The sequence below is a fragment of the Paenibacillus protaetiae genome (assembly GCF_004135365.1).
Classification (GTDB): Bacteria; Bacillota; Bacilli; order Paenibacillales; family Paenibacillaceae; genus Paenibacillus_AP; species Paenibacillus_AP protaetiae.
In genome coordinates, this window is the sequence record NZ_CP035492.1 from 1,745,366 (window position 1) to 1,764,333 (window position 18,968).

Sequence of the window (18,968 nt, forward strand, 5' to 3'; positions counted from 1 at the left end):
TCCCACTAGCCATTCATGAATCATTAACTTTCGCCTCTATAATGGTACGACGAAGCGCATCCATGACGCCTTTATTGGAAGGAGGATCAACTTCAAGAACAAAACTTTGTACGCCTGAATAGACGTCTAATATCGTTGTCATGACAGCTCTACCTACTGGTTTTCCACTATTTTCATCGACTAAATGTAAATCCATTAATTCTCGGCTTATCTCCATGTGGTTAAAGGGACTCACTCGCCTATTAATCTCGTCGTCGATGTTCTCCTGTGATGTAATTTGCGGATAACGGTTTACAGTGGGCTGAACGAACTCAATCCCATCCGCAACTATTTTAGTTTTTGGATAAACGTGATTGAATTGTTCAAGCTTTTGTAATTCCGGCAATTGTGACGACTGTATATCATTGTCTCTCGCATCTATATTTTCTTGCTCTATCGAGCATTCGGACCCTTGTGATTTCAGAAAAGAGCGGAGGCGGTTATAAACTGTCGAGAACGAAGGAGTCTTCAGTTTAGATAAATCATTACGATTCTCGTTCATTAAGTGAATTTGATTGCAAATTAATTGGTAGCACGAAGTAGCCGAGATATTCTGTCTAGCTTGACTACTAGCTCTAATGTGTTGATGAATGACGCTTTCTACTTCTTTCGATATCATGTTTTTTCTTGTATTTGTTTTCATGGTCTTCCTCCTAGATTCTATGAAAAATTTTTACTTGGGTGATTCGATCATACCCAACATAATTTTTTCTATACATTTTTCTTCGTGACTTGAGTATATTGTTTTATCGTACCTAGTGCGGGTTGGTTTCATTACCATATATTTCCGAACTAAAAAAAGCGCCCAACGGCGCTCCCTATAGCTAAATATGAATTAACAATTTGTTTATTTCTGATTTTTCTGACTATTAAAAGCACTCTTGATATCGCGCAAGAGATCATCTTTAGATAGGTGCGGATTTTCCTCTTTTTTTGATTTTATCTCTCTTAAAATTTGCCTAATCACATCAGTATCATCAACTGAAGTAATTATACCTTTTAACGTGTAGATAAGTTCATTAATACTATCAGCGTTTGAAACGCTCAAGAGTGAATGCAAATGGTTTAATATTGAAGTAATGGTATCGACTTTTCTATTTTTCTTTAATTTTCTTACAGCCGCAGCTAAGCGCTCTTGCTTTTTAACTTCATTAACTTGGCTTACGCTAGACTGGACATTCGTATTGTTATCATTGAAGTTTTTAATGATTTTGTCTGTGCCTTTCAATGCTGTCGTTATTGATACACCTAATTTTTCCTTTAAATATGGAAGATCCGACGCGGAGATGATTACCTGTCCACTTTTTAATTTTGAAATTCGCTGTTCACTAATCCCAATATGTTCCGCTAAATCTTTACCTTTTTTTCCGGAATTGGCAAGTTCCTTCACAATATTGCTAGAGATTTTCTCCTGCAATTGTTTTTTCAGTTCATCTTCCGGTATGTAATCCATGGATTGAATTTCATCGACAGCACTTTCAATTTCTAGACGTTCCTCTTCCGCATCGTAATCTATGATGTCCGACGAATCAATACATAAATCTAAGAGCCGAAATCTCTTCACAGCTTCATTACTTTTCAGTTTCGATAAACTCTTTTCATCCAAGCAAAATAATATTTTCCCATTAGCTAGCTTTAAAAGCTCTTTGTACTCAACAACATACCTACAATTGTTCTTTAACATCTAAACACCACCGCCTTTATAAATCATCATTGGTTTATTCAAAAAAAATAAACAACCAAACTCCAATTTTTTAGGAGATTGATTGTTTATTTTGATGTAAGGCTTTCTTTACATCATTTTCATTAAGAAAATATCGATTTGATATCCCTCTAAAACTATCTTGTACTTTACCAAGCTGAATCCATTCACGGATCAGACTTCGCGGTACATTGTACTTTTGTATAACTTCATTTATCGTTACATGGGTTTTTACAAAGTCATCAATTTCTTCCTTTTTAAAAAACCTTACTGTTCTACCATCACTAATTCGATATGAATATTCAGATTTTAAAACGTTAGAATCTACCAGTCTTTGCATAGTTATAATATCGATCTTCAACATTTTTCTTACTTGAATTGCACTGTAACCTTTCGTTTTCTTAAGTTCACTCTTTAACTCGTTTACACATCGCAAAAGATCTGTTTTTCTATACCACGAATCATTCAACTTCCCTTTTGCCTTCTCGGAATGCGGTGTCAATTTGCCAATTTGAATAAAACTTAGTAAGCGTATTAAAGATAACCCTTTATTTGAAAACTTATTTAATGCATCATAAAAGTATACCTTGGAGCCGCTGTATTGAACATTACGCCCTCTACCTCCATAAAAATCTAAAAACTTTTCAACTTCTGCTTTATATAAATACCATCTGTTCCCTGGATATTTTCTCAATGTTAGATAGCCCGCATTAATAACTCGATTCACTGATTCACGCACTCCAATCCCCAAATACTCTGCCGCTTCAGCACGTGTTATTAATTCATTAGCATCAGTAATGGTTGGATAAGATATTAAGTTATCTGAAACTTGGCAGTTTCTTCTTTTTTTTCTTCCGCGTCTTTTCGATACCATTTTTCTGTCTGACAAATTAATCTCTGTAAGACTTTTATTATCTTTTACACATCGTAGAAGCTCTCTTCTTAACGGTTCGAAGCACTCATCAACAAAAAGTTCTTCGAATTTATTTCTGCGTGTCTCCATAACCTTTCTACGCTGTTGCAAAAAAATTTTCAGTACGATGCGGAAATTAACCGGGAAATTATCGTACATCCAGTAAACGGTTCCAAAAGCTTGAAATGACATACCATTGTTGTGTTTTCCCGCTTTCTTTGTCGATATCGCCTCCAGAATAATTTCTCCGCTTCCAATCATACTTTGTTGTCCTTCAAGCATAAACAAACTACTATACAACAGCTTTATCAATTGTTCTTTGGAGAGGTCTTTAAATATGCCAATTGGTAGACCGAAAAGAGATGTTTGAATCACTTCTTGTGCCTGTAATTCGAATGAGTCCTTAGCTAATTGAACTGTTGGAGCATCCTTATATTGAGCGCCGCAATTTTCACAAATAGATTTCATAAATCCGTTTAAACTAATTTGCTTTTTACATCCGTGACATCTATCAATTAGTATCATACGATGCTCTAAACAACACGTCACCGGTTGAACCCACCATGATTTCTTATGATGTATTGTATCTTTTATACAAGCCGGACAATATTTAATTTGTGTGTTCAATAAAAAAACTTTTCCTAGTACTCCCCATTCTGAACTTAAGGAATCACCTGTGCAATTATACAGCTCTTCCACACTATAAGCTGTCATTTCGGATAGCTTCTCTATAATTTCAGTTTGAAGCGTATTACTATTTAATGCTAACGTTGACATGCCCCATATTGAAGTAAAAGCTCTAACTGTCTCATAATGGTTAGCTTGTGACAACCTATTTATATAGCTTCCTAGACTTTCATCAGGAAGTAGCTGTAGACGATTGTTTAAGATCATATTCTTCCCTCATTTGAAATAAAGTTGAAATCTCTCTGGCTTCAATCACTATCAAACCAATATGTGCAGTAGTTTATCCAAATCGAATTAAACTATAACTAACAATGGTATACTATTGGTATTAATTTGAAAGGACCAATAACCATGACTGAATTTCAAGCGATGCTTCAAGACCTGCTTGATGCAAGCGAGCTTGCAAGGAATGTGTTTAAGACAAGTCAAGCAATTAATATTGCTTCTGAAGATGCTGCAATTCAATTCATTTTTGAACGTGCAAGACAACAAAAGGCTACGGGGGGACTGACGTGCAAGTTTGCGATGTCTAATGAAGAAGTGATATATGCAGAAGGTCTTGCTAATTTTAAATGGAAGAAAGTTGGCTCCAAATATATGGGCAACTGGCTTACAAATTAACTTATTCTTTCACGTAATCTTTCTGTACTTTATCAATCAGTTCTTGATATAGTTCAGGAAGATTTTTTATACCCGGCTGTTTTTTTAAAGCAGTCCATTGGACTTCTTCTAGTTCCATGTGGATTCTGTTTTTAAAGACAAGCCAATTTATACTTTCCACACCTTGGTCCTTCGGTAGACATAAGCTCAGTTTTCTAAATTTACGGTTAACTTTATATTGAAAATAGGCATACAGATATTTTTCATCAGAGCCCCATCCACAAAAAGTTGGACAATCCTGAAGATATTCAAATCGTTCATAAAATTCTTTAAATTTAAGCATTTTTATGTCAACTCCTTTCTCGCATCGAGATCATAATGCATGACGAGAAAAAGTCAATATTATATAGCATTTTATAAATGATGAAAGGCGTGTACAGATGAAAGAGCAATTACTCGATTTATTAAAGCAAGTAGGCGTCACTTTAGCGGATCATAAGTTGTTAGTTAAACACAGAGGCATGCCACACGAAGTCCCGTTCAAAGGAGATAAGCTGTATGTATATACGTTTAAATTTGATGGGCAGTATTTAAAGATAGGCAAGGCGGGAAAAAAGAGCAAAGCTCGCTTGCAGCACCAGCATTATAGTCCTACAAGCAGTGCAAGTAATTTAGCATTATCTTTGCTCCAAGATGAGAACATGAAAAAATATAACATCACAAATGAAAATGTCGGTGCCTGGATACGAAATAACGTTGAGCGTGTTGATATCGAAATTGATGAAGATGCTGGCGTATTCGTTCAGAATTTTATTGAAGCAGCTTTACATTGCATGTTTAAGCCAAAGTATGAAGGGTTTGAATCTCAAAGGTGAGTAAAATGTCGTCGTTGACAAGATCTGTTACAGAAGAATACGAAATGCTAATTAGAAATATAGCCCCTATAACCGATTTGCTTCAGAAATCCGAGCGTAATCCGTCAGGTTGGTCTATTAAGAAGACACATGCTGAGGAATTGCCGGAGCATATATGTGAAGGCGGCGTCTATGCATTTTGGTGGATTAAAACCGAAGAATCTATGGCAATCATGAAAAACCGTACAAAATGCTACACCGTAAAAGGCAAAAAGATAAAAGAAGATGTGGGACATCATGAAGTTACCATCGAATTCACCGATCAATGGTTAGAATATAGTGGGCAACAAAAAGAAGGATACATTCCGCTCTACGTTGGAAAGAATGATGCGTGTATTCTTGAACGACTTGAAAAGCATCTGCGCATTCCACAATTAAAATATCAACGTACAACTTCAAAAACCGATCAGTTACGTCGTGGCATAGAACGTATTTTTTCGAAAGATGAAAGAACATTGATATTATCGTCAGCCACATCGGGTATATCTTTATACCTTTGCACGGTGTTGATGAAGTCGTAAATCGATTTTATCTTGAAGATTATGCAATAGGTCGACTACAACCGCTGTTTAATATTGATATCGAACGTTGAATCAAACAAAGATCCACGTTGCTTGTTAAGCAGCAATGGATCTTTGTTTTTTATATTCTGGATATGAAAAGAACTCCGATTGTTAATAATGCATTGTGGTAGAACATTGAAATAACAAAGGAGAATTTTATGGAAGAGTTTGAAAAGCGAATTTATAAACCTGGAGATTTAGCGGATTGCTACACCTTCGCAATGGACGACAACATGACGACAATCAAATATCAACTTCGGTTAATTGAAAAAGTGGAAGACCTTGATGCCAATTGGGGAGAGGAAATTTGGACAACGATTCAAGCGGACGGCTCTTCAAATGCCTATAATCGAAGCGCGCCGCTTGATAAACTTGATTGGGATGCAATTGGAGAGCCAGAACAACGGACGATTGTAACAAATGCTAAATATCTTAATCGATTAGAACATCTGGCAAAGAACGAGTTATCTTATCGAGAATTAATGAAGGATGCTTAAACGAAGAAAGAGCCTAGGACACTTGGGCTCTTTCTTCGTTTCAAGTATGATGGCAATGTAATTTCCCCTATTATCGTAATCTCGTTATGGCGTTTGTTTCGAGTGCCTTATTTGTTCTCGTCTAAGCGGTGAAATTGAAGGGTATAAATAATGTATCAGTACTGGCGTGTGCACTACATGAATTTACTTTCAGCTTAATAAGCTAAGAGTAATATGCTAATTGGAGGGGCGATATTATGGGGCGACAATTCAAGGTGTATTACGAATTTGATGATGAATGGCATGATGCTGGGACCGTAGAAGCTGAATCAAAATCAGAAGCCGTATCCAAAGTCAAACACGAGAGTCTAATGAATATTTGCTTAAAGCACGCAGTCGACCCGGATTATATTCAATCAAGAATGAACTTCGATGTTGAAGAAGCTTACTAATTAAGATAAACCTACCAGTTCCAGCTTGCCTATGATAAAATATAGAACATAAGTTCACATTGAGGCGTGGAGCGGGTCGGATGCGGAATATATCAGGTTTAACAGTACGCCGTGCAATCCTGCACGGCATTAACAATAATCCCGAAACCAGAAGTATTAATGTAAGTGATCTACCTATGCTGTTAGTCCCGTTTGAAAAGAGATTTATTGTAAACCATATTTTGACTAGCATGGGCGATGAGAAAGTCAGAGCGGCTAACTTTGTTTCTGGTGAGAATCAACCAAACATAGCAAAAGATGCATTAGTATCTCTTTTGGTTGAAGATGACGAACAAATGTTCATCGATAAATCCATCGTACTAACCAACCATTTAGCCGATGCAATGAAGTCACATCATAACATCTCATCGGCAGAGATTATCATCTGCACATACCATGATGATGCACAACCGGAACAGGTCTACGCAGCAGTCTTAAAATTGGATTATAAATCAACGATTGTACGAAAAGAGCAGAAAGAAGTTATTAACGGCGTAGAGAAAGTTCGTCATGTGATTATGGAAGACGGTTTAGGGCTACCGGACGAGGACCAAAAGCTCCAAAAGTGTGCATTCGTTCAACTGAAAGATGCAACTCAAGAAACCGACATTTCATATGAAATCTTATTTTTGGACAAGCAAAATAAAGGAGAAGCAATTTTCTTTAAAGACTTGTTCTTAAAATGTGAGCTGGTACTTGACGATCGCGTCAAAACTGAAAGATTCTCTGCCGCAGCAAAAAAATGGTTAGTTGCGAATAAAGAACAACTCGGGATCGAACAGTATCATAACATCATCAATTCAATGGACTCGAATCTTAAGAACAATGCTTCTATTAATATTAATACCTTCATCGAACATGCGATTCAAGATAGTGCTTTGAAGCAAAGCTTCACTCAATCATTGAGAACCCAAGGTCTTGTGGAAGACGAGTTTACGATCGATAAAGAATGGGTTAGAGAAAACTTAAAAAGAGTAACCCTTCAATTTGAAAATAACATTGTAATCAGATTAACGCCTGAACAAATGAGAGATGAAACGATCTTCAAACAAGAAAAAACAGCTGCCGGTGAAGATAAAATTACAATAATCAGCAAAGTAAAAGATATAAAATGGTGATCATATGAATGAACTGCTGACTTTCCTCCAGGTTGTTTTAAAACCTAATATCTCTTCGCCGACTGAAAACGATGACGTCCAGGTTTACAAATTAACTGGACGTCTTTCTCGTATGCATTACAATTTGTTTTTCACTGAATTGGAACATCTATTTTTACATTGTGCAGAAGCAAGCGCTTTGCGAATAACTATTTCTCATGATTTTGGTAATGACTCGATTAATACAGCTCAAGAAGCTCGGGCTTATGATCGTTCTTCACTTGGTGACGATACATACTTTGAATTTGTTTTGCGAAAGGTTGATTTACTAACCAATACGCAACATACTTATCTCTTCTTACTCGAAGACAGCCTCCTTTCTTTTCTAAATGTTCCATTTGAAAAGTTTGAAGAAGACATAAAAATCAACTGTAAAAAAGTAGTCACTTTTTTAATTGCGGATCAAGAGTACTGTTATGAAAATAGATTTTTTAAGTTTATTGGTATTAAACAAACAGGTCTGGCTGCATTACCTACGAATGTCGCCACAGAGTCACCGTCTCAACATGAGATTATTGATTCAAGACATCACTTGGTAAATTGGGAAGATGGACCAAAGTATTTAACGCCCAATCATTTTTATTTCTCAAGTTTATATGATGAAAAGCCATTAGAAATTGCATTGCGAAAAAGGCTTTTTCTGCTTTGCCTCTCTTATTTGTCCAATTACATTAACAACCAAGGAATTGCTACTTTAAAAGGATTTCGAACGGTTCAGATTAACTCGTCAGTTTTCATTGTCAGTAAAGACCACATTGGTGCGTTATATGAAATATTCAAATGGACATATGACGAAAGAGTCCATGATAAAATTGAAATTGTTAGGAACTTAGTCAGTATTCAGTTGGGTTCCGACGTGAACAGCAATGCTTTATTATTTTTACAAAACGCCTCCGATATCTTTAGTGCAGTGAAGAGCAATTACAACTTATTAATAAAAGATAATGTCGGATTGTTTTTTCAGGAACGCGGAAAAGCAGAAACCTATATAACCGATATCAGCAACCAAGTAACAAAAGGAATTACCGATCTAATTGATTTTTCCTCAAAACAGTTGCTTGCCTTTTTTGCTGCGATCGTAGGTTCTTTTGCCGCATATACCGCTAATGATAATCAAACTATTGTTTTTATAGCTATTCTGCTTTTCGCTTTTTATTTGTTGCTCAGCTCCGGATATTACATGATCTACACCGTCCGGATTTTTAAAGGATGGGAGTCTGATTATGAACACCGAAAAAAGAATTGGCAAAGCATATTTACATCAGAAGAAATAAATAAAATCACATCAAATGATGAGTTGTTTGGACAAAGGAAAAAGTTGTTTTATAAAAATTGGCGAATGTCTCTTTTCATCAATTTATTCCTACTGTTATTGTCTCTAGTGTCCCTTGTTTATTTAACAAATATCGTTGATTATTTCTTTCATCATAATAAAAAACTTGAAGAAATATGGAAACTTTTAAAAGAACTCTTTACTTCGAGCAAATGATGGTTTGTATTTATTAACTTACAGAACTGGAAATGTGACACGAAGAAAAAGCCTTCACTCGAAGGCTTTTTTATATGAAATAATTGGGAGTACGCTCATAAACCGTAACTGATTGCCAGCGTAGTACATTATTACATTTCTCGCATCTTCTCTTCAATCCAATCGACATCGGTCAACATTTCACAGTGGTCAAATTTGATTTTAAAATCTATCTCTTCTGCTTGCTCCTGACCAAGCTCAATTGCGTCAATTTGCTTTATTAAACGGATAATCAGCTTGCCACAATCCATGATAATCCGTCGTTTTTGACGAAACGAAGTTTCATCGAATTGATCGAAGACCATTTCGCAAACCGTGTTCCTCACTTGGCTTACATCGAAAGAACCAGGTATGAAATGAAGCGATCCATTATTTCTTGTTTTATTAATGACCGAGACGACGAAGTTAAACTTCGTCGTGAAATAAGCGCCTACAAGCAAGTGGTATGCTGTTTGCTCATAGAACCAAGCTTCTTGCATAACTATCGGCTCTCCAATGATCAACCCTTGGTTATCAAAAATCCGATTTTTCACTTCTGCTTGAATTTCGCTTAACGTCATTCGCATCGTAATTGCCTCCTTGGATAAACAGAAAAGCACCACAAACGAGGGGATTATTAATCCCACAAGTTTGCGGTGCTTCCGCTTTTAGATATGATTTGTTATTAGAATAGCAGTTCTAACCAAAAACAGCAAATAAATCTTCCGTGCGCGATAACCATTCAAAGTGGTAAGAGAAAAAATATTCGTAGCAAAGTCATGCCCGAATTCGGCTGTATATCGCCGAATAGCGGCTTTGACAAGTCATATGCCCCATGTGATACGATCGTCTCCTACACCATACGAAGGAGTTGACAGAATGAGTTCAAAGCAAGAAGCAGAAGTATCCAAACAGATCTACACGGTCGAGAGGCTTTTATGGGCAATCCAAGATGTTGTGACAGAGGAACAGCATGATATGGATTTCGAGACGTTACAGAGCGTTCTGGAGTCCATAACAGAGCGAGAGACGGAGCTTAGACAAGACCTGCACGATTTGCGTCAACAAACTACGAAAGACGGCTGCTTGAATGATTGATGACCTATTACGGGAAGAAGATTATTTGAAATCTGAAATTTACACCTGCGAACAAATAGCCGATGTCATTTTCAAAGCCATCCTACAAAGTGAACAAAACTTAGATCGGACCACAATTAAAAACATACTTACATACGTAAAGAGCAAGCATATGAATGCTCTAAGTGATCTTTATGATTTGAGAGTTGAAAAGCAATTTTTCATATTGAAGTCAGTTAATTGAACAAAGAACCTATCCTTTTTGTAATGGGATAGGTTCTTTGTTTTATGCGGATATTCCGCCCGTACGAATTTCTTGCGCTAAACTTTTCATCTCTTTTAGCTTTTTAATCGAACGATACAACATAAATGGCGTTGCCACCACACCAATGACAATGGATACTACCACTTTGATGATCCAAAATATAAAGTGTACGTTTGTTGTAGCGATGGTTCCTCCGGAATCCGTCTTGCTGCGCGCAAGATTCAGCAGTTGCCAGCCAAACGGTATCGAACCGCCCTGGTAAGCTGCCCACAGTGAGGTGAGCAACTTCTTGCTGGTCACCATATCACTACTAGAGAGAATCCATTGGTAAAACAGGAATACCGCCACGAATAAAGCACTAGAGAGCACAAATGTGCCGATAATGCTTCTGGAATACGAAGCGTTAACCTTCACCACGCAATGTTCACATGATAAAAGCGCAAAGCGGTCAGCACATTCCCTGCATAAACTTCTGCCGCAATCACCACAAGTGGCAACTGCGTCGATGTGCGTATGTTTATGGCACTTCAAAGATATTCACCTCGCTTAGTTTATGAATTTGGCATCAAGGAGTCCTACATATGCCGAATTATAAGACGTGTTGTAAAACGGTTTTACTGTAAACTCAACTCTAAGTTTTAAAGCACCTTTTAAATCAGCGTCTACTTTAATTGGCTCTTGGATATCCGAAGCAATCGCTCCACTTGAATAGATGAGTTTATCATCTGCATAGAGTTTTAAATCGCCCACATTATCACTTTTTGGTTTTTTAGACCAATCTAAACTTGGTGCCAAATAGGCTTCAAATTTAGAGAATTGTCCATCTAAAATGTATTCATTTTTAATGAACCCTTCTCCGTAAATACCGTTATATGTAGCATATCCATGAATAAATTTAGCGCCGGTATTGGTCTCGAATGTGGTTAGTGGTCCATCAAAGAAGTACCCTGTGTCAGACGTATGTGTTTTCATGTCCTCCATGTAGGTAACGGTACCTTCTTTCTGCTTACCAACATAAATAGAGGTCGTCTTGCCATCGTAACCTACTTTTTTACTAAGCGATTCAGCAACAAAGCGTAGCGGAACATACGTCGTGCCTTTGTACGTAAACCCTTTTTGATCGTCTGGCGCTTTCTTTTCGACACCGTCGAAGTAATACTTCAACGGCAAAAAGTTCACTTCGATCATTGCTAACGAAGATGCGGCGTAACCCACGCCGCTAAAAAACAAACTTCCTAACATAAATGATGCGACCAAATGTCTTGCTTTAAATGTTTTCATTCCCCAATGCCCCTTTTTTTTACAAGTGTAATTTAGTTCTACAATCACACTCATAGGATTAATTTACCATCCCATTATGCAACGAGTGTGATTCATACGTCAATATACACTTTTAGGATGATAGGCTTTCACATCATGCTTTCGTAAGCTTGGGGTAAGAGGTGATGGCATGTCCTTGCAACGATTAGGCGAACGGATTCGAGCAATCCGTAAAGATAAGGGCTATTCACAAGAGCAGCTAGCTGAAAAAGCGAACACACACGTCAATTATGTGAGCGCTGTGGAGCGTGGCGAAAAAAATGTCACGTTTGAAAGCATTGAAAAAATAGCGGAAGCCTTGAACATTAGCTTTGCTGAGCTGTTTCGATTTGTCGATACCAACGGCAAAGAAGACGAAGTCGGTCAGCTCGTAAACGCGCTGTACAAATTGCCGCTTGCGGATCGACAGTTCGTCATCAATAACGCGAAAACCCTCATGAAATGGAAACATAACAAATAAAGCTGTGCTCACATGAGCGCAGCTTTATTTGTTGATTATGATATTTTACTTTCATCCGATAATCCCCAATCGCTTTGCGAACGGAGAAAAATCGGATAAGAGGGACTCCAAAACGTCATTTTGTTATTTCGGAACTACCAATGCCATTTGTACCACAAAAGCAAGAAATACAGTGCGATTTTAATAATTTGTTTTAAGCGTTTTTTTAAAATAAACCTCCAAGACAAATTTTAAAAACCGCGTTTTTAATTTGATGCTGAACATTTCACATTCTCCTCTACAGATGACGTTATAGAGGAGCCCTTTATCCTTAGTTCACATGTTAGCAGATAACTTTTGTCCAAAGCAAGGATGATTCATATCGGGACGCAGTTGTTTACAATTGCTTTTTGAAACCCTGCTCCTTTTCGACGGTTTTCCCAGTCTTAATAGATGCAAGTGTCGATTTATCAGGAATAGGATACAGTTTCGATTTTGAAATTCCAATTTGCTGTGATGTGTAAATGCCTGTATGACCAGAAAACAAATAGCTTACAATGCAAGCCATAAACATGTAAATCATACCTTCTGATCCGAAAAGTTCAATCCCCATAACAAAGCAGGCAATAGGTGTATTGGTAGCTCCACTAAAAACCGCAATCAAACCTAAACCGGCTAAAAATGGCGGCGAAAGATGAAGCAAATCTGCAAGTGAGTTACCCAAAGTAGCACCAATAACAAACAATGGCGTGACTTCTCCACCTTGAAAACCTGCACCAAGCGTCAAGGTGGTAAATAGCGTTTTCCATAAAAACGCTAGGCGTGAAACAGGCTCTTCAAATGACTGCTGCAGCAAGGGAATGCCAAGTCCTAGATAATCACGTGTACCGAAAATGAAAACAAGTGCAATAATGACAAGTCCACCAACAAAACCTTTTATCATTGGGTTTTTGAAGAGCTTCGTATACATTTTTTTAAGCCAATGCGTAAGTTCACTAAATAAAATGCTAGCTAATCCAAAGAGGATGGATGCAAAAATAACTTTGAGCACCACGGAAACAGAAAGAACTGGCACAGCTCCCATATGGTAGTGAATATGGTGAATGCCCCAAGCGGTCGTAACCAGGTTGCCGACGAAACTGGCGATAAAGCATGGAATGATAGCCTGATAGCTGACGAGCCCAATGGCAATAACCTCAAGACCAAAAATCGTTCCGGCAAGGGGCGTTCCAAATACAGATCCAAACCCGCTGCTGATACCACACATCAACAAAATTTTACGGTCGATGCCATCGACTTTAAACACTTTGCCGATCCATTCCGAAAAGCTGCCGCCCATTTGTACCGCAGTTCCTTCTCGACCTGCTGAGCCGCCAAATAAGTGGGTTAAAAACGTGCCCAAAAGCACAAGCGGAGCCATGCGAAAAGGAATACTCTCTTGCCCATCTTGAATCTGCTCTAAAATCAGATTATTACCTTTACCGGCATTTTTGCCGAATTTTAAGTATAAATAGCTCATGAAAGCCCCGCCGATTGGCAATAGGTACAGCAGCCAAGAATACGCCATTCGTTTATTGGTTGCAAAATCGAGGCTTGCTAAAAATAATGCGGAAGATGAGCCAGATAAAATACCTATAATGCCACCGTAGAATATCCATTTGAATAGTGAGCCAACTAAAGCAACATGCAATGTTTTTTCGGCATAATGAAATGCCACGTCTTTAAGCTTTTTCAATGTTTTCTCTCCCTTATCAATTGACTTATTATGTGAAATTCTGGACAAAAAAATAGACTCCTACCAGTGCAAAGTTCTCACTGGTAGGAGTCATTAGCCCAGAAGGGCGGTTATGGCGAACTCCATCGCCTTATTCACATAAATACATATTTACATGAAGTATTACCGGAAGTCAATAAAAATTAAAACTATTTTGCGATCACGATTGTTTTGTTACAAATCCTCTAGTAACAAGAATCTTCATTTCTTCATGTTTGAGAACTCTCCCTGGGTAGCTTTTCCATAATGCTAAAACACTCATGAAATAGAAAATTAACAAATAAAGCTGTGTTCACACGAACACAGCTTTATTTGTTGATTTCGTCCGTAATCTTTTCTGTGCCTTACAATCAAATTCAACCAACGCTGTTCATTAAACGATTACCTATTTCCATAAACTTCTGGTTGCTATCAGTTGTATAATCTTCAGAAATTAAAACTAATTTCTCATTATTTAGAATGGACAATGAATAATATATTTTTTGAAATTGAAATCCAATAAAGTCTCTTCCGTAGTTGGATAAATTACACTCAACACCAATAATGTCCTTCAAATTTATACGTTTCAATGACACGCAATTATTAGGCTTATCATTGATTATAAATTCTCCCTTCATCAACCCTTTTGAATCCAGCGACAGAAAACAGAAACCTGTATGCGCCTTATTCATTTTTGCCAAGAATCCTTCACTATTGAAGTTGTTTAAACCAGTAGCCTGAAGGATTTGGTTGCCTTCATTATAACTTTTTAACCAGCGCAAAAGATCAGCATAATTCTCGGGGATAAACAAATTATTCACCCTTTCAAATCATAATTTAAATGAGTATGCCAACGAAGATGTCCAAATTGACCTAACAATTTTTTCAGGCGTCATGGATTCGTCTTTTGTTGAAAAACTTAGTGTCATCTTAAGTGCCATCTGGTTATGTTGGCTAACATCTACACTAATAATTTCGTTCATTGAATTGTCCGATCTCACACTTATATGGTTACCATAGCTCAGACAAATCGAATTTGTATTATAACCTAATCCACCAACCCAAATTTTCACACCTGACACTTGGTTCCCATTCAAATATAGAAGGAATACCCTCTTTTGGTTATCAATTTGCTCACTGCTAAATTCAAATCCAGAAGTCTTCCTACTCATTTGTTCGAAGAGTTCTTCAAATAATCTGCAAATTTCAATAAAGCTACCATTAATGAATTTCTTTTTAGCGAGATCGCTTATCTTGTTAGCACTAGGTAAATCCAAATCATCAAAAACACTTTTATAAGTCGATACTTCTTGAACCTGAGTATTATCCGGGAGCATGACACCGAAATCAGGAATATTACCTAATCGCGCTTTTTCAAATTTTCCTTTCTTATAAATACGACGAATCAGTTCATCTAACTTTTGCTTATATTCCACATCATTACTAAAATTAATAGCATAGTAATCACGTAAATGATACGGAAAACCTGCTGCATAGTCCCCTTCTCGCATTACGAATATAAATTTATCAGGTTCGGTTCTTAGAGCAGGCAATGACAACATAGTTTCAAATCCAACTCCGCCTTGGAAATCATCTGCTTTCTGAGCATAAGAACTTGTAAGTACTACAATAACGTAATCATTATCCCGTATTGCATTAATCATCATCTTATTTAAATTTACCGTTTTTTCTTGTACTTCAAATTGATCACAAGTTGCATCTACTCCACCTTGTGATCGCAAATCATTTACAAGATTTCTGATCCATTCCTCATGAGCAGGTCCGTCCCAACTGTAGCTAATGAAGGCGGTATATCTCTTGTCCAATTTTCTCGCCCCTTAAATTTAATAATCCTTTTGCGATTATAGAACATAAGTTCCCTATCGACAAGGCAGATTCAATATTCAATGATAAATGTTTATAAAAACAAAAAGCAATAAGAGGGTTTCTCACAGCCTATACTACATCTTTTTTACTTATTCATTGTTGTTCGACAATGTGGATAATTCGTGCAACCATAAAACGGGACTCCCCTACTGTTCTTTCGCATCACCATATATCCTTTACATGTCGCACAATACACTTGATTTTTAATTAATCTGATATCGCTATAAGTTCGGCGGCATCCTGGATAATTGCTACATCCTACAAACAAATTTCCATTAGAAGCCTTTCTTTCAACTAAGGTTCCTGTTTTACAAGTTAGACACTTTGGATTAGAAGAGATGGGCTTTTCAATGCCGGTTAGAACATAAGGCACTTTATATTCATTTATTAACTCATTAACAAATACCGATTTTTCGTTTTCTGGTACCACAATAACAAGCTCGTTGCGTGTACGGGTCAGCGCTACGTAAAACAAACGTCGTTCTTCTGCAAATTCCAAGGTATCAGGAGTCGTTAAAACCCATTGAAGAACAGGATCATCTGAGATCCGGTTCGGAAAACCGAGTAATGCATTTCTGCCATTGATTAAAATGACGTTGTCTGCTTCAAGCCCTTTTGACTTATGCGCTGACATGAAGGTCAATTTAAGCCCCTTATACTTCACTGATTTTATTGTTCGCTTGTCCACGTCTACAATAAAGCTTCTATGATCAGCCAACTGTTTAATGTCTCTATTGTTACGTCCAAGTAACATAATGCTGCTTTCGACTCCGTACTCCTCTACAATGTTCTCAATCGTCGTATGAACGACGTCACCCATGTTTGTTGAAATAGCTTGAACCTTTATCGGCTGCGGTGAAGACTTCGCTGATTTAAGGTCCTTCGTCATTTGTTTCTTGTTTCGCATGACAAATTTACCAGCTATATTTATAAGTTCTTGTGAGTTTCTATAAGTTCGTTCGATTTTCATCGTTTCGTAGATTCCAAAATAATCACCAAAGCGAGTAAATAAATCGAGATCGCTACCTGCAAACCGGTAAATCGATTGCCAGTCATCACCCACACACATGACCTTCGCGCCGGTCTTATCTTTAATCGCTTTCACGAGCCCATAGCGGCTCTTAGAGATGTCCTGGTACTCATCGATGATAATATACTTATAATCAAATCTAGCCTCTGGTAACTGCGCTATGCGGGTAGCTTCGTTGATCATATCGTTAAAGTCAATTCGCTGCTCAATCCCAATCGATTTTTGGTAAAAATCATAAATCGGATGAACAATTGAAAGAAACAACTCCGTACGATCGCGAAGAAACAAATTGCGCTCAGAAGCCCGATTGTCATTAGACAACCGTTCAAATTCGCTATTAGTATATCCGCTTGATTTATACAAATTGATAAAACTGCATACCAATTTTATAAACTCTTCGAATTGTTGATTATTCTGTCTTTTGCAAAGAAGCTCAAATAAGTTACGGACATCAATGGTTTTATATTTAATGCCCTGCTTCAACAAATTTTCACTTAGTTTGGAGAGCAAAACACCGTTTTGATTGTAGTAAGAAAACGACTCGATGCACGTAGTCTTTTTCTCCGCATGGATGCTGCGCTTCCAGCGTATGCCGCTAATATATTTCTCTTCTTCGATACCTTCAAGCCAAGGTGCACGCATTTTTTCATTGACACCAAAGTGTTCAATGTAAAGCCCATATTCGGGCAGATAAAAGTCCGGTTTGTACTGCCGGAATTCTCTAGTGGCAGTGGGGTATCCATAATCTTTTTCATACTCGTAATCAACACCATTTAAGAATAAGAAATTTGCAATAAGTATCTCTTCTAAGCTTTTCATCGTCTCACCTTTTAAGGTCTGATGAATGCTGTTCATACGATTCAATTTGCTTTTCAGAGACTCAAAATCAAGTCCTTTTTGTGATTCGTGGTATTCGCCAAGCGTTTTAAAATCTGCTCGATCACGAGGAATATTAAGGTATACACCAAAGAAGGAAACGATCTTTTGCATCAGCGCAGGCTTAGTCAAAATTTCGGCTTCAAAGAATGCCTGCACATACGGTCTTAATTCTTCGACTATTCCCCTCTTGGCATTCGAATGCCTTGCGATGATCTCATTTCCTAACTTATGAAATGTCTTTACATCTACATTCACATGTAATCGCTCTGATATTCGTTCTTTCATCTCTCCAGCTGCTTTGTTCGTAAATGAAATGAGCAGGATCTCTTCTGGTCGAACGTTTTTTATTTGTGTCAAGAATTTAACTTTCCCAGCGATCGTAAGTGTCTTTCCGCTTCCTGCACCCGCTAGAACGAGATTGTTATCTTCATCGGTCAAAACCGCAACGCGCTGTTGTTCATCAAGTGATTTGCCATCGATATCATCAAAAAAAGCTTTATGTTCTTCAAGGCTTCGTTGAATGTAGTCTTGATTCCAGAACGTAACTTGATTATCCCACGTATCAAATATCGCTTTGAAAGCGTTCTGCGGCTCTGTCAATTCATCGTTTTGGGCGTCTTTAAAGAAACCATAAACTTCTCTGTATTCACCTTGAATGCGGGTTTTAACTGAATGTGATATATAATGCTGTTTAATCTGTTCCAGTTCAACTTGCGCCTGCAAAACCCTATTATCATATTTCTGATTATGAAGATTAATCGTTTGTAATTGTTCAGAAGCTCGTCTTCGAACAATATTTGATTCTTGTTGTACCCGAGCATAATATTCCAAGATGGCACTGAATTCTGAATCCCGATAGATCCATTTACTTAGTTTATTAAATTCTGACTTTGCTTTTCCGTTGAAGATAAAAGGTGTTCCAGCTTCAAAATAGGATCTGTAACTGGCATAACGTTCAACAAGGCTTTGATACTGTTTTGCAGAAACGAATATAGATCCATCATTAAAAGCATCAAGCAATTGGCTTGCCGTTCTATTTGAATGTTGAAATGATTCAAGATACATCTTGGTGCGTTGTATTAATTTTCTTGCTCTTGGTTTATAAATTAACCCACTTAGATATGAGATTACATTCATGTAAAATATCCTTTCTAGTAGTACCTTGCAATGGATTCGTCTATATCAGTCAACCTATCGCTCACTCTATATCGATCAATAACTGTAAGGCAAGATAATTCACTAAATAAAATGGGCTACCAATTAGGTAGC

Annotated in this window: 20 protein-coding genes and 1 riboswitch; of the genes, 9 read left to right on the forward strand and 11 right to left on the reverse strand. The window is 37.4% G+C overall.

Annotated features, from left to right (window positions below; all coding sequences use genetic code 11):
- Positions 1-13: 13 nt before the first annotated feature.
- The 3 genes from ET464_RS07950 to ET464_RS07960 all read right to left on the reverse strand — a co-directional run bounded on the left by ET464_RS07950 (position 14) and on the right by ET464_RS07960 (position 3,548).
- Entirely contained in the window at positions 14-682 is a 669-nt protein-coding gene (locus ET464_RS07950; protein ID WP_129439838.1) for a hypothetical protein, read from the reverse strand.
- Between the two features lie 204 nt (positions 683-886).
- Positions 887-1,723, reverse strand: coding sequence for a helix-turn-helix domain-containing protein (locus ET464_RS07955; protein WP_129439840.1), 837 nt, complete (start codon positions 1,721-1,723; stop codon positions 887-889).
- Between the two features lie 70 nt (positions 1,724-1,793).
- On the reverse strand, positions 1,794-3,548 hold the full coding sequence (locus ET464_RS07960) for a TniQ family protein (RefSeq protein WP_129439842.1): 1,755 nt from the start codon (positions 3,546-3,548) through the stop codon (positions 1,794-1,796).
- Positions 3,549-3,692: 144 nt separating this feature from the next.
- On the opposite strand from ET464_RS07960, the gene ET464_RS07965 reads away from it, so the two are divergent.
- Positions 3,693-3,962 (forward strand): hypothetical protein, encoded by a 270-nt coding sequence (locus tag ET464_RS07965; protein WP_129439844.1) that lies wholly within the window; start codon positions 3,693-3,695, stop codon positions 3,960-3,962.
- A gap of 1 nt (position 3,963) precedes the next feature.
- On the opposite strand, the gene ET464_RS07970 is transcribed toward ET464_RS07965, so the two are convergent.
- Positions 3,964-4,284 carry a hypothetical protein gene (locus ET464_RS07970; RefSeq protein WP_129439846.1) on the reverse strand — a complete coding sequence of 107 codons (321 nt, stop codon included), beginning with the start codon at positions 4,282-4,284 and terminating at the stop codon, positions 3,964-3,966.
- Between the two features lie 97 nt (positions 4,285-4,381).
- Here ET464_RS07970 and ET464_RS07975 point away from each other — a divergent pair, with 97 nt between their 5' ends.
- The 6 genes from ET464_RS07975 to ET464_RS08000 all read left to right on the forward strand — a co-directional run bounded on the left by ET464_RS07975 (position 4,382) and on the right by ET464_RS08000 (position 9,031).
- A complete protein-coding gene (locus tag ET464_RS07975; RefSeq protein ID WP_129439848.1) occupies positions 4,382-4,816 on the forward strand; it encodes a hypothetical protein in 435 nt (144 codons plus the stop codon).
- Between the two features lie 5 nt (positions 4,817-4,821).
- Positions 4,822-5,376, forward strand: a complete 555-nt coding sequence (locus tag ET464_RS07980; RefSeq protein WP_129439850.1) for a hypothetical protein — start codon at positions 4,822-4,824, stop codon at positions 5,374-5,376.
- Between the two features lie 200 nt (positions 5,377-5,576).
- Positions 5,577-5,915 carry a hypothetical protein gene (locus ET464_RS07985; protein WP_129439852.1) on the forward strand — a complete coding sequence of 113 codons (339 nt, stop codon included), beginning with the start codon at positions 5,577-5,579 and terminating at the stop codon, positions 5,913-5,915.
- Between the two features lie 236 nt (positions 5,916-6,151).
- Positions 6,152-6,346 carry a hypothetical protein gene (locus tag ET464_RS07990; RefSeq protein WP_129439854.1) on the forward strand — a complete coding sequence of 65 codons (195 nt, stop codon included), beginning with the start codon at positions 6,152-6,154 and terminating at the stop codon, positions 6,344-6,346.
- A gap of 80 nt (positions 6,347-6,426) precedes the next feature.
- Positions 6,427-7,503, forward strand: coding sequence for a nucleoid-associated protein (locus tag ET464_RS07995; protein ID WP_129439856.1), 1,077 nt, complete (start codon positions 6,427-6,429; stop codon positions 7,501-7,503).
- Between the two features lie 4 nt (positions 7,504-7,507).
- Positions 7,508-9,031 (forward strand): hypothetical protein, encoded by a 1,524-nt coding sequence (locus tag ET464_RS08000; protein ID WP_129439858.1) that lies wholly within the window; start codon positions 7,508-7,510, stop codon positions 9,029-9,031.
- Between the two features lie 131 nt (positions 9,032-9,162).
- Here the strand turns inward: ET464_RS08000 and ET464_RS08005 are convergent, their stop codons facing one another.
- A complete protein-coding gene (locus ET464_RS08005) occupies positions 9,163-9,636 on the reverse strand; it encodes a hypothetical protein (RefSeq protein ID WP_129439860.1) in 474 nt (157 codons plus the stop codon).
- 292 nt (positions 9,637-9,928) lie between these two features.
- Here ET464_RS08005 and ET464_RS08010 point away from each other — a divergent pair, with 292 nt between their 5' ends.
- Positions 9,929-10,147 carry a hypothetical protein gene (locus ET464_RS08010; protein ID WP_129439862.1) on the forward strand — a complete coding sequence of 73 codons (219 nt, stop codon included), beginning with the start codon at positions 9,929-9,931 and terminating at the stop codon, positions 10,145-10,147.
- 265 nt (positions 10,148-10,412) lie between these two features.
- On the opposite strand, the gene ET464_RS08015 is transcribed toward ET464_RS08010, so the two are convergent.
- The gene (locus ET464_RS08015) at positions 10,413-10,922 is read right to left on the reverse strand and encodes a hypothetical protein (protein ID WP_165279944.1); all 510 of its coding nucleotides are present in this window, start codon (positions 10,920-10,922) and stop codon (positions 10,413-10,415) included.
- Between the two features lie 15 nt (positions 10,923-10,937).
- Positions 10,938-11,672 carry a stalk domain-containing protein gene (locus tag ET464_RS08020; protein ID WP_129439868.1) on the reverse strand — a complete coding sequence of 245 codons (735 nt, stop codon included), beginning with the start codon at positions 11,670-11,672 and terminating at the stop codon, positions 10,938-10,940.
- A gap of 169 nt (positions 11,673-11,841) precedes the next feature.
- Here ET464_RS08020 and ET464_RS08025 point away from each other — a divergent pair, with 169 nt between their 5' ends.
- Positions 11,842-12,171: a helix-turn-helix domain-containing protein gene (locus ET464_RS08025; protein WP_129439870.1), complete on the forward strand. Its 330-nt coding sequence runs from the start codon at positions 11,842-11,844 to the stop codon at positions 12,169-12,171.
- A 376-nt stretch (positions 12,172-12,547) separates the two neighbouring features.
- Here ET464_RS08025 and ET464_RS08030 read toward each other — a convergent pair whose 3' ends face one another.
- The 4 genes from ET464_RS08030 to ET464_RS08045 all read right to left on the reverse strand — a co-directional run bounded on the left by ET464_RS08030 (position 12,548) and on the right by ET464_RS08045 (position 18,836).
- Positions 12,548-13,885 carry a voltage-gated chloride channel family protein gene (locus ET464_RS08030; RefSeq protein ID WP_129439872.1) on the reverse strand — a complete coding sequence of 446 codons (1,338 nt, stop codon included), beginning with the start codon at positions 13,883-13,885 and terminating at the stop codon, positions 12,548-12,550.
- Between the two features lie 77 nt (positions 13,886-13,962).
- Positions 13,963-14,024, reverse strand: a riboswitch (Fluoride riboswitch).
- A 256-nt stretch (positions 14,025-14,280) separates the two neighbouring features.
- On the reverse strand, positions 14,281-14,724 hold the full coding sequence (locus tag ET464_RS08035; protein ID WP_129439874.1) for a hypothetical protein: 444 nt from the start codon (positions 14,722-14,724) through the stop codon (positions 14,281-14,283).
- Between the two features lie 9 nt (positions 14,725-14,733).
- A complete protein-coding gene (locus tag ET464_RS08040; RefSeq protein WP_129439876.1) occupies positions 14,734-15,729 on the reverse strand; it encodes a toll/interleukin-1 receptor domain-containing protein in 996 nt (331 codons plus the stop codon).
- A 146-nt stretch (positions 15,730-15,875) separates the two neighbouring features.
- Complete coding sequence (locus ET464_RS08045) at positions 15,876-18,836, reverse strand: UvrD-helicase domain-containing protein (protein WP_129439878.1); 2,961 nt, start codon at positions 18,834-18,836, stop codon at positions 15,876-15,878.
- Between the last annotated feature and the right edge of the window lie 132 nt (positions 18,837-18,968).

Coding starts and splice junctions, on each gene's coding strand:
- ET464_RS07970 (WP_129439846.1), bottom strand. CDS start 4,284: ATGCTTAAATTTAAAGAATTTTATGAACGATTTGAATATCTTCAGGAT.
- ET464_RS07965 (WP_129439844.1), top strand. CDS start 3,693: ATGACTGAATTTCAAGCGATGCTTCAAGACCTGCTTGATGCAAGCGAG.
- ET464_RS08000 (WP_129439858.1), top strand. CDS start 7,508: ATGAATGAACTGCTGACTTTCCTCCAGGTTGTTTTAAAACCTAATATC.
- ET464_RS08005 (WP_129439860.1), bottom strand. CDS start 9,636: ATGCGAATGACGTTAAGCGAAATTCAAGCAGAAGTGAAAAATCGGATT.
- ET464_RS08010 (WP_129439862.1), top strand. CDS start 9,929: ATGAGTTCAAAGCAAGAAGCAGAAGTATCCAAACAGATCTACACGGTC.
- ET464_RS07955 (WP_129439840.1), bottom strand. CDS start 1,723: ATGTTAAAGAACAATTGTAGGTATGTTGTTGAGTACAAAGAGCTTTTA.
- ET464_RS07960 (WP_129439842.1), bottom strand. CDS start 3,548: ATGATCTTAAACAATCGTCTACAGCTACTTCCTGATGAAAGTCTAGGA.
- ET464_RS07990 (WP_129439854.1), top strand. CDS start 6,152: ATGGGGCGACAATTCAAGGTGTATTACGAATTTGATGATGAATGGCAT.
- ET464_RS07980 (WP_129439850.1), top strand. CDS start 4,822: ATGTCGTCGTTGACAAGATCTGTTACAGAAGAATACGAAATGCTAATT.
- ET464_RS08045 (WP_129439878.1), bottom strand. CDS start 18,836: ATGAATGTAATCTCATATCTAAGTGGGTTAATTTATAAACCAAGAGCA.
- ET464_RS07950 (WP_129439838.1), bottom strand. CDS start 682: ATGAAAACAAATACAAGAAAAAACATGATATCGAAAGAAGTAGAAAGC.
- ET464_RS08025 (WP_129439870.1), top strand. CDS start 11,842: ATGTCCTTGCAACGATTAGGCGAACGGATTCGAGCAATCCGTAAAGAT.
- ET464_RS07985 (WP_129439852.1), top strand. CDS start 5,577: ATGGAAGAGTTTGAAAAGCGAATTTATAAACCTGGAGATTTAGCGGAT.
- ET464_RS08020 (WP_129439868.1), bottom strand. CDS start 11,672: ATGAAAACATTTAAAGCAAGACATTTGGTCGCATCATTTATGTTAGGA.
- ET464_RS07975 (WP_129439848.1), top strand. CDS start 4,382: ATGAAAGAGCAATTACTCGATTTATTAAAGCAAGTAGGCGTCACTTTA.
- ET464_RS07995 (WP_129439856.1), top strand. CDS start 6,427: ATGCGGAATATATCAGGTTTAACAGTACGCCGTGCAATCCTGCACGGC.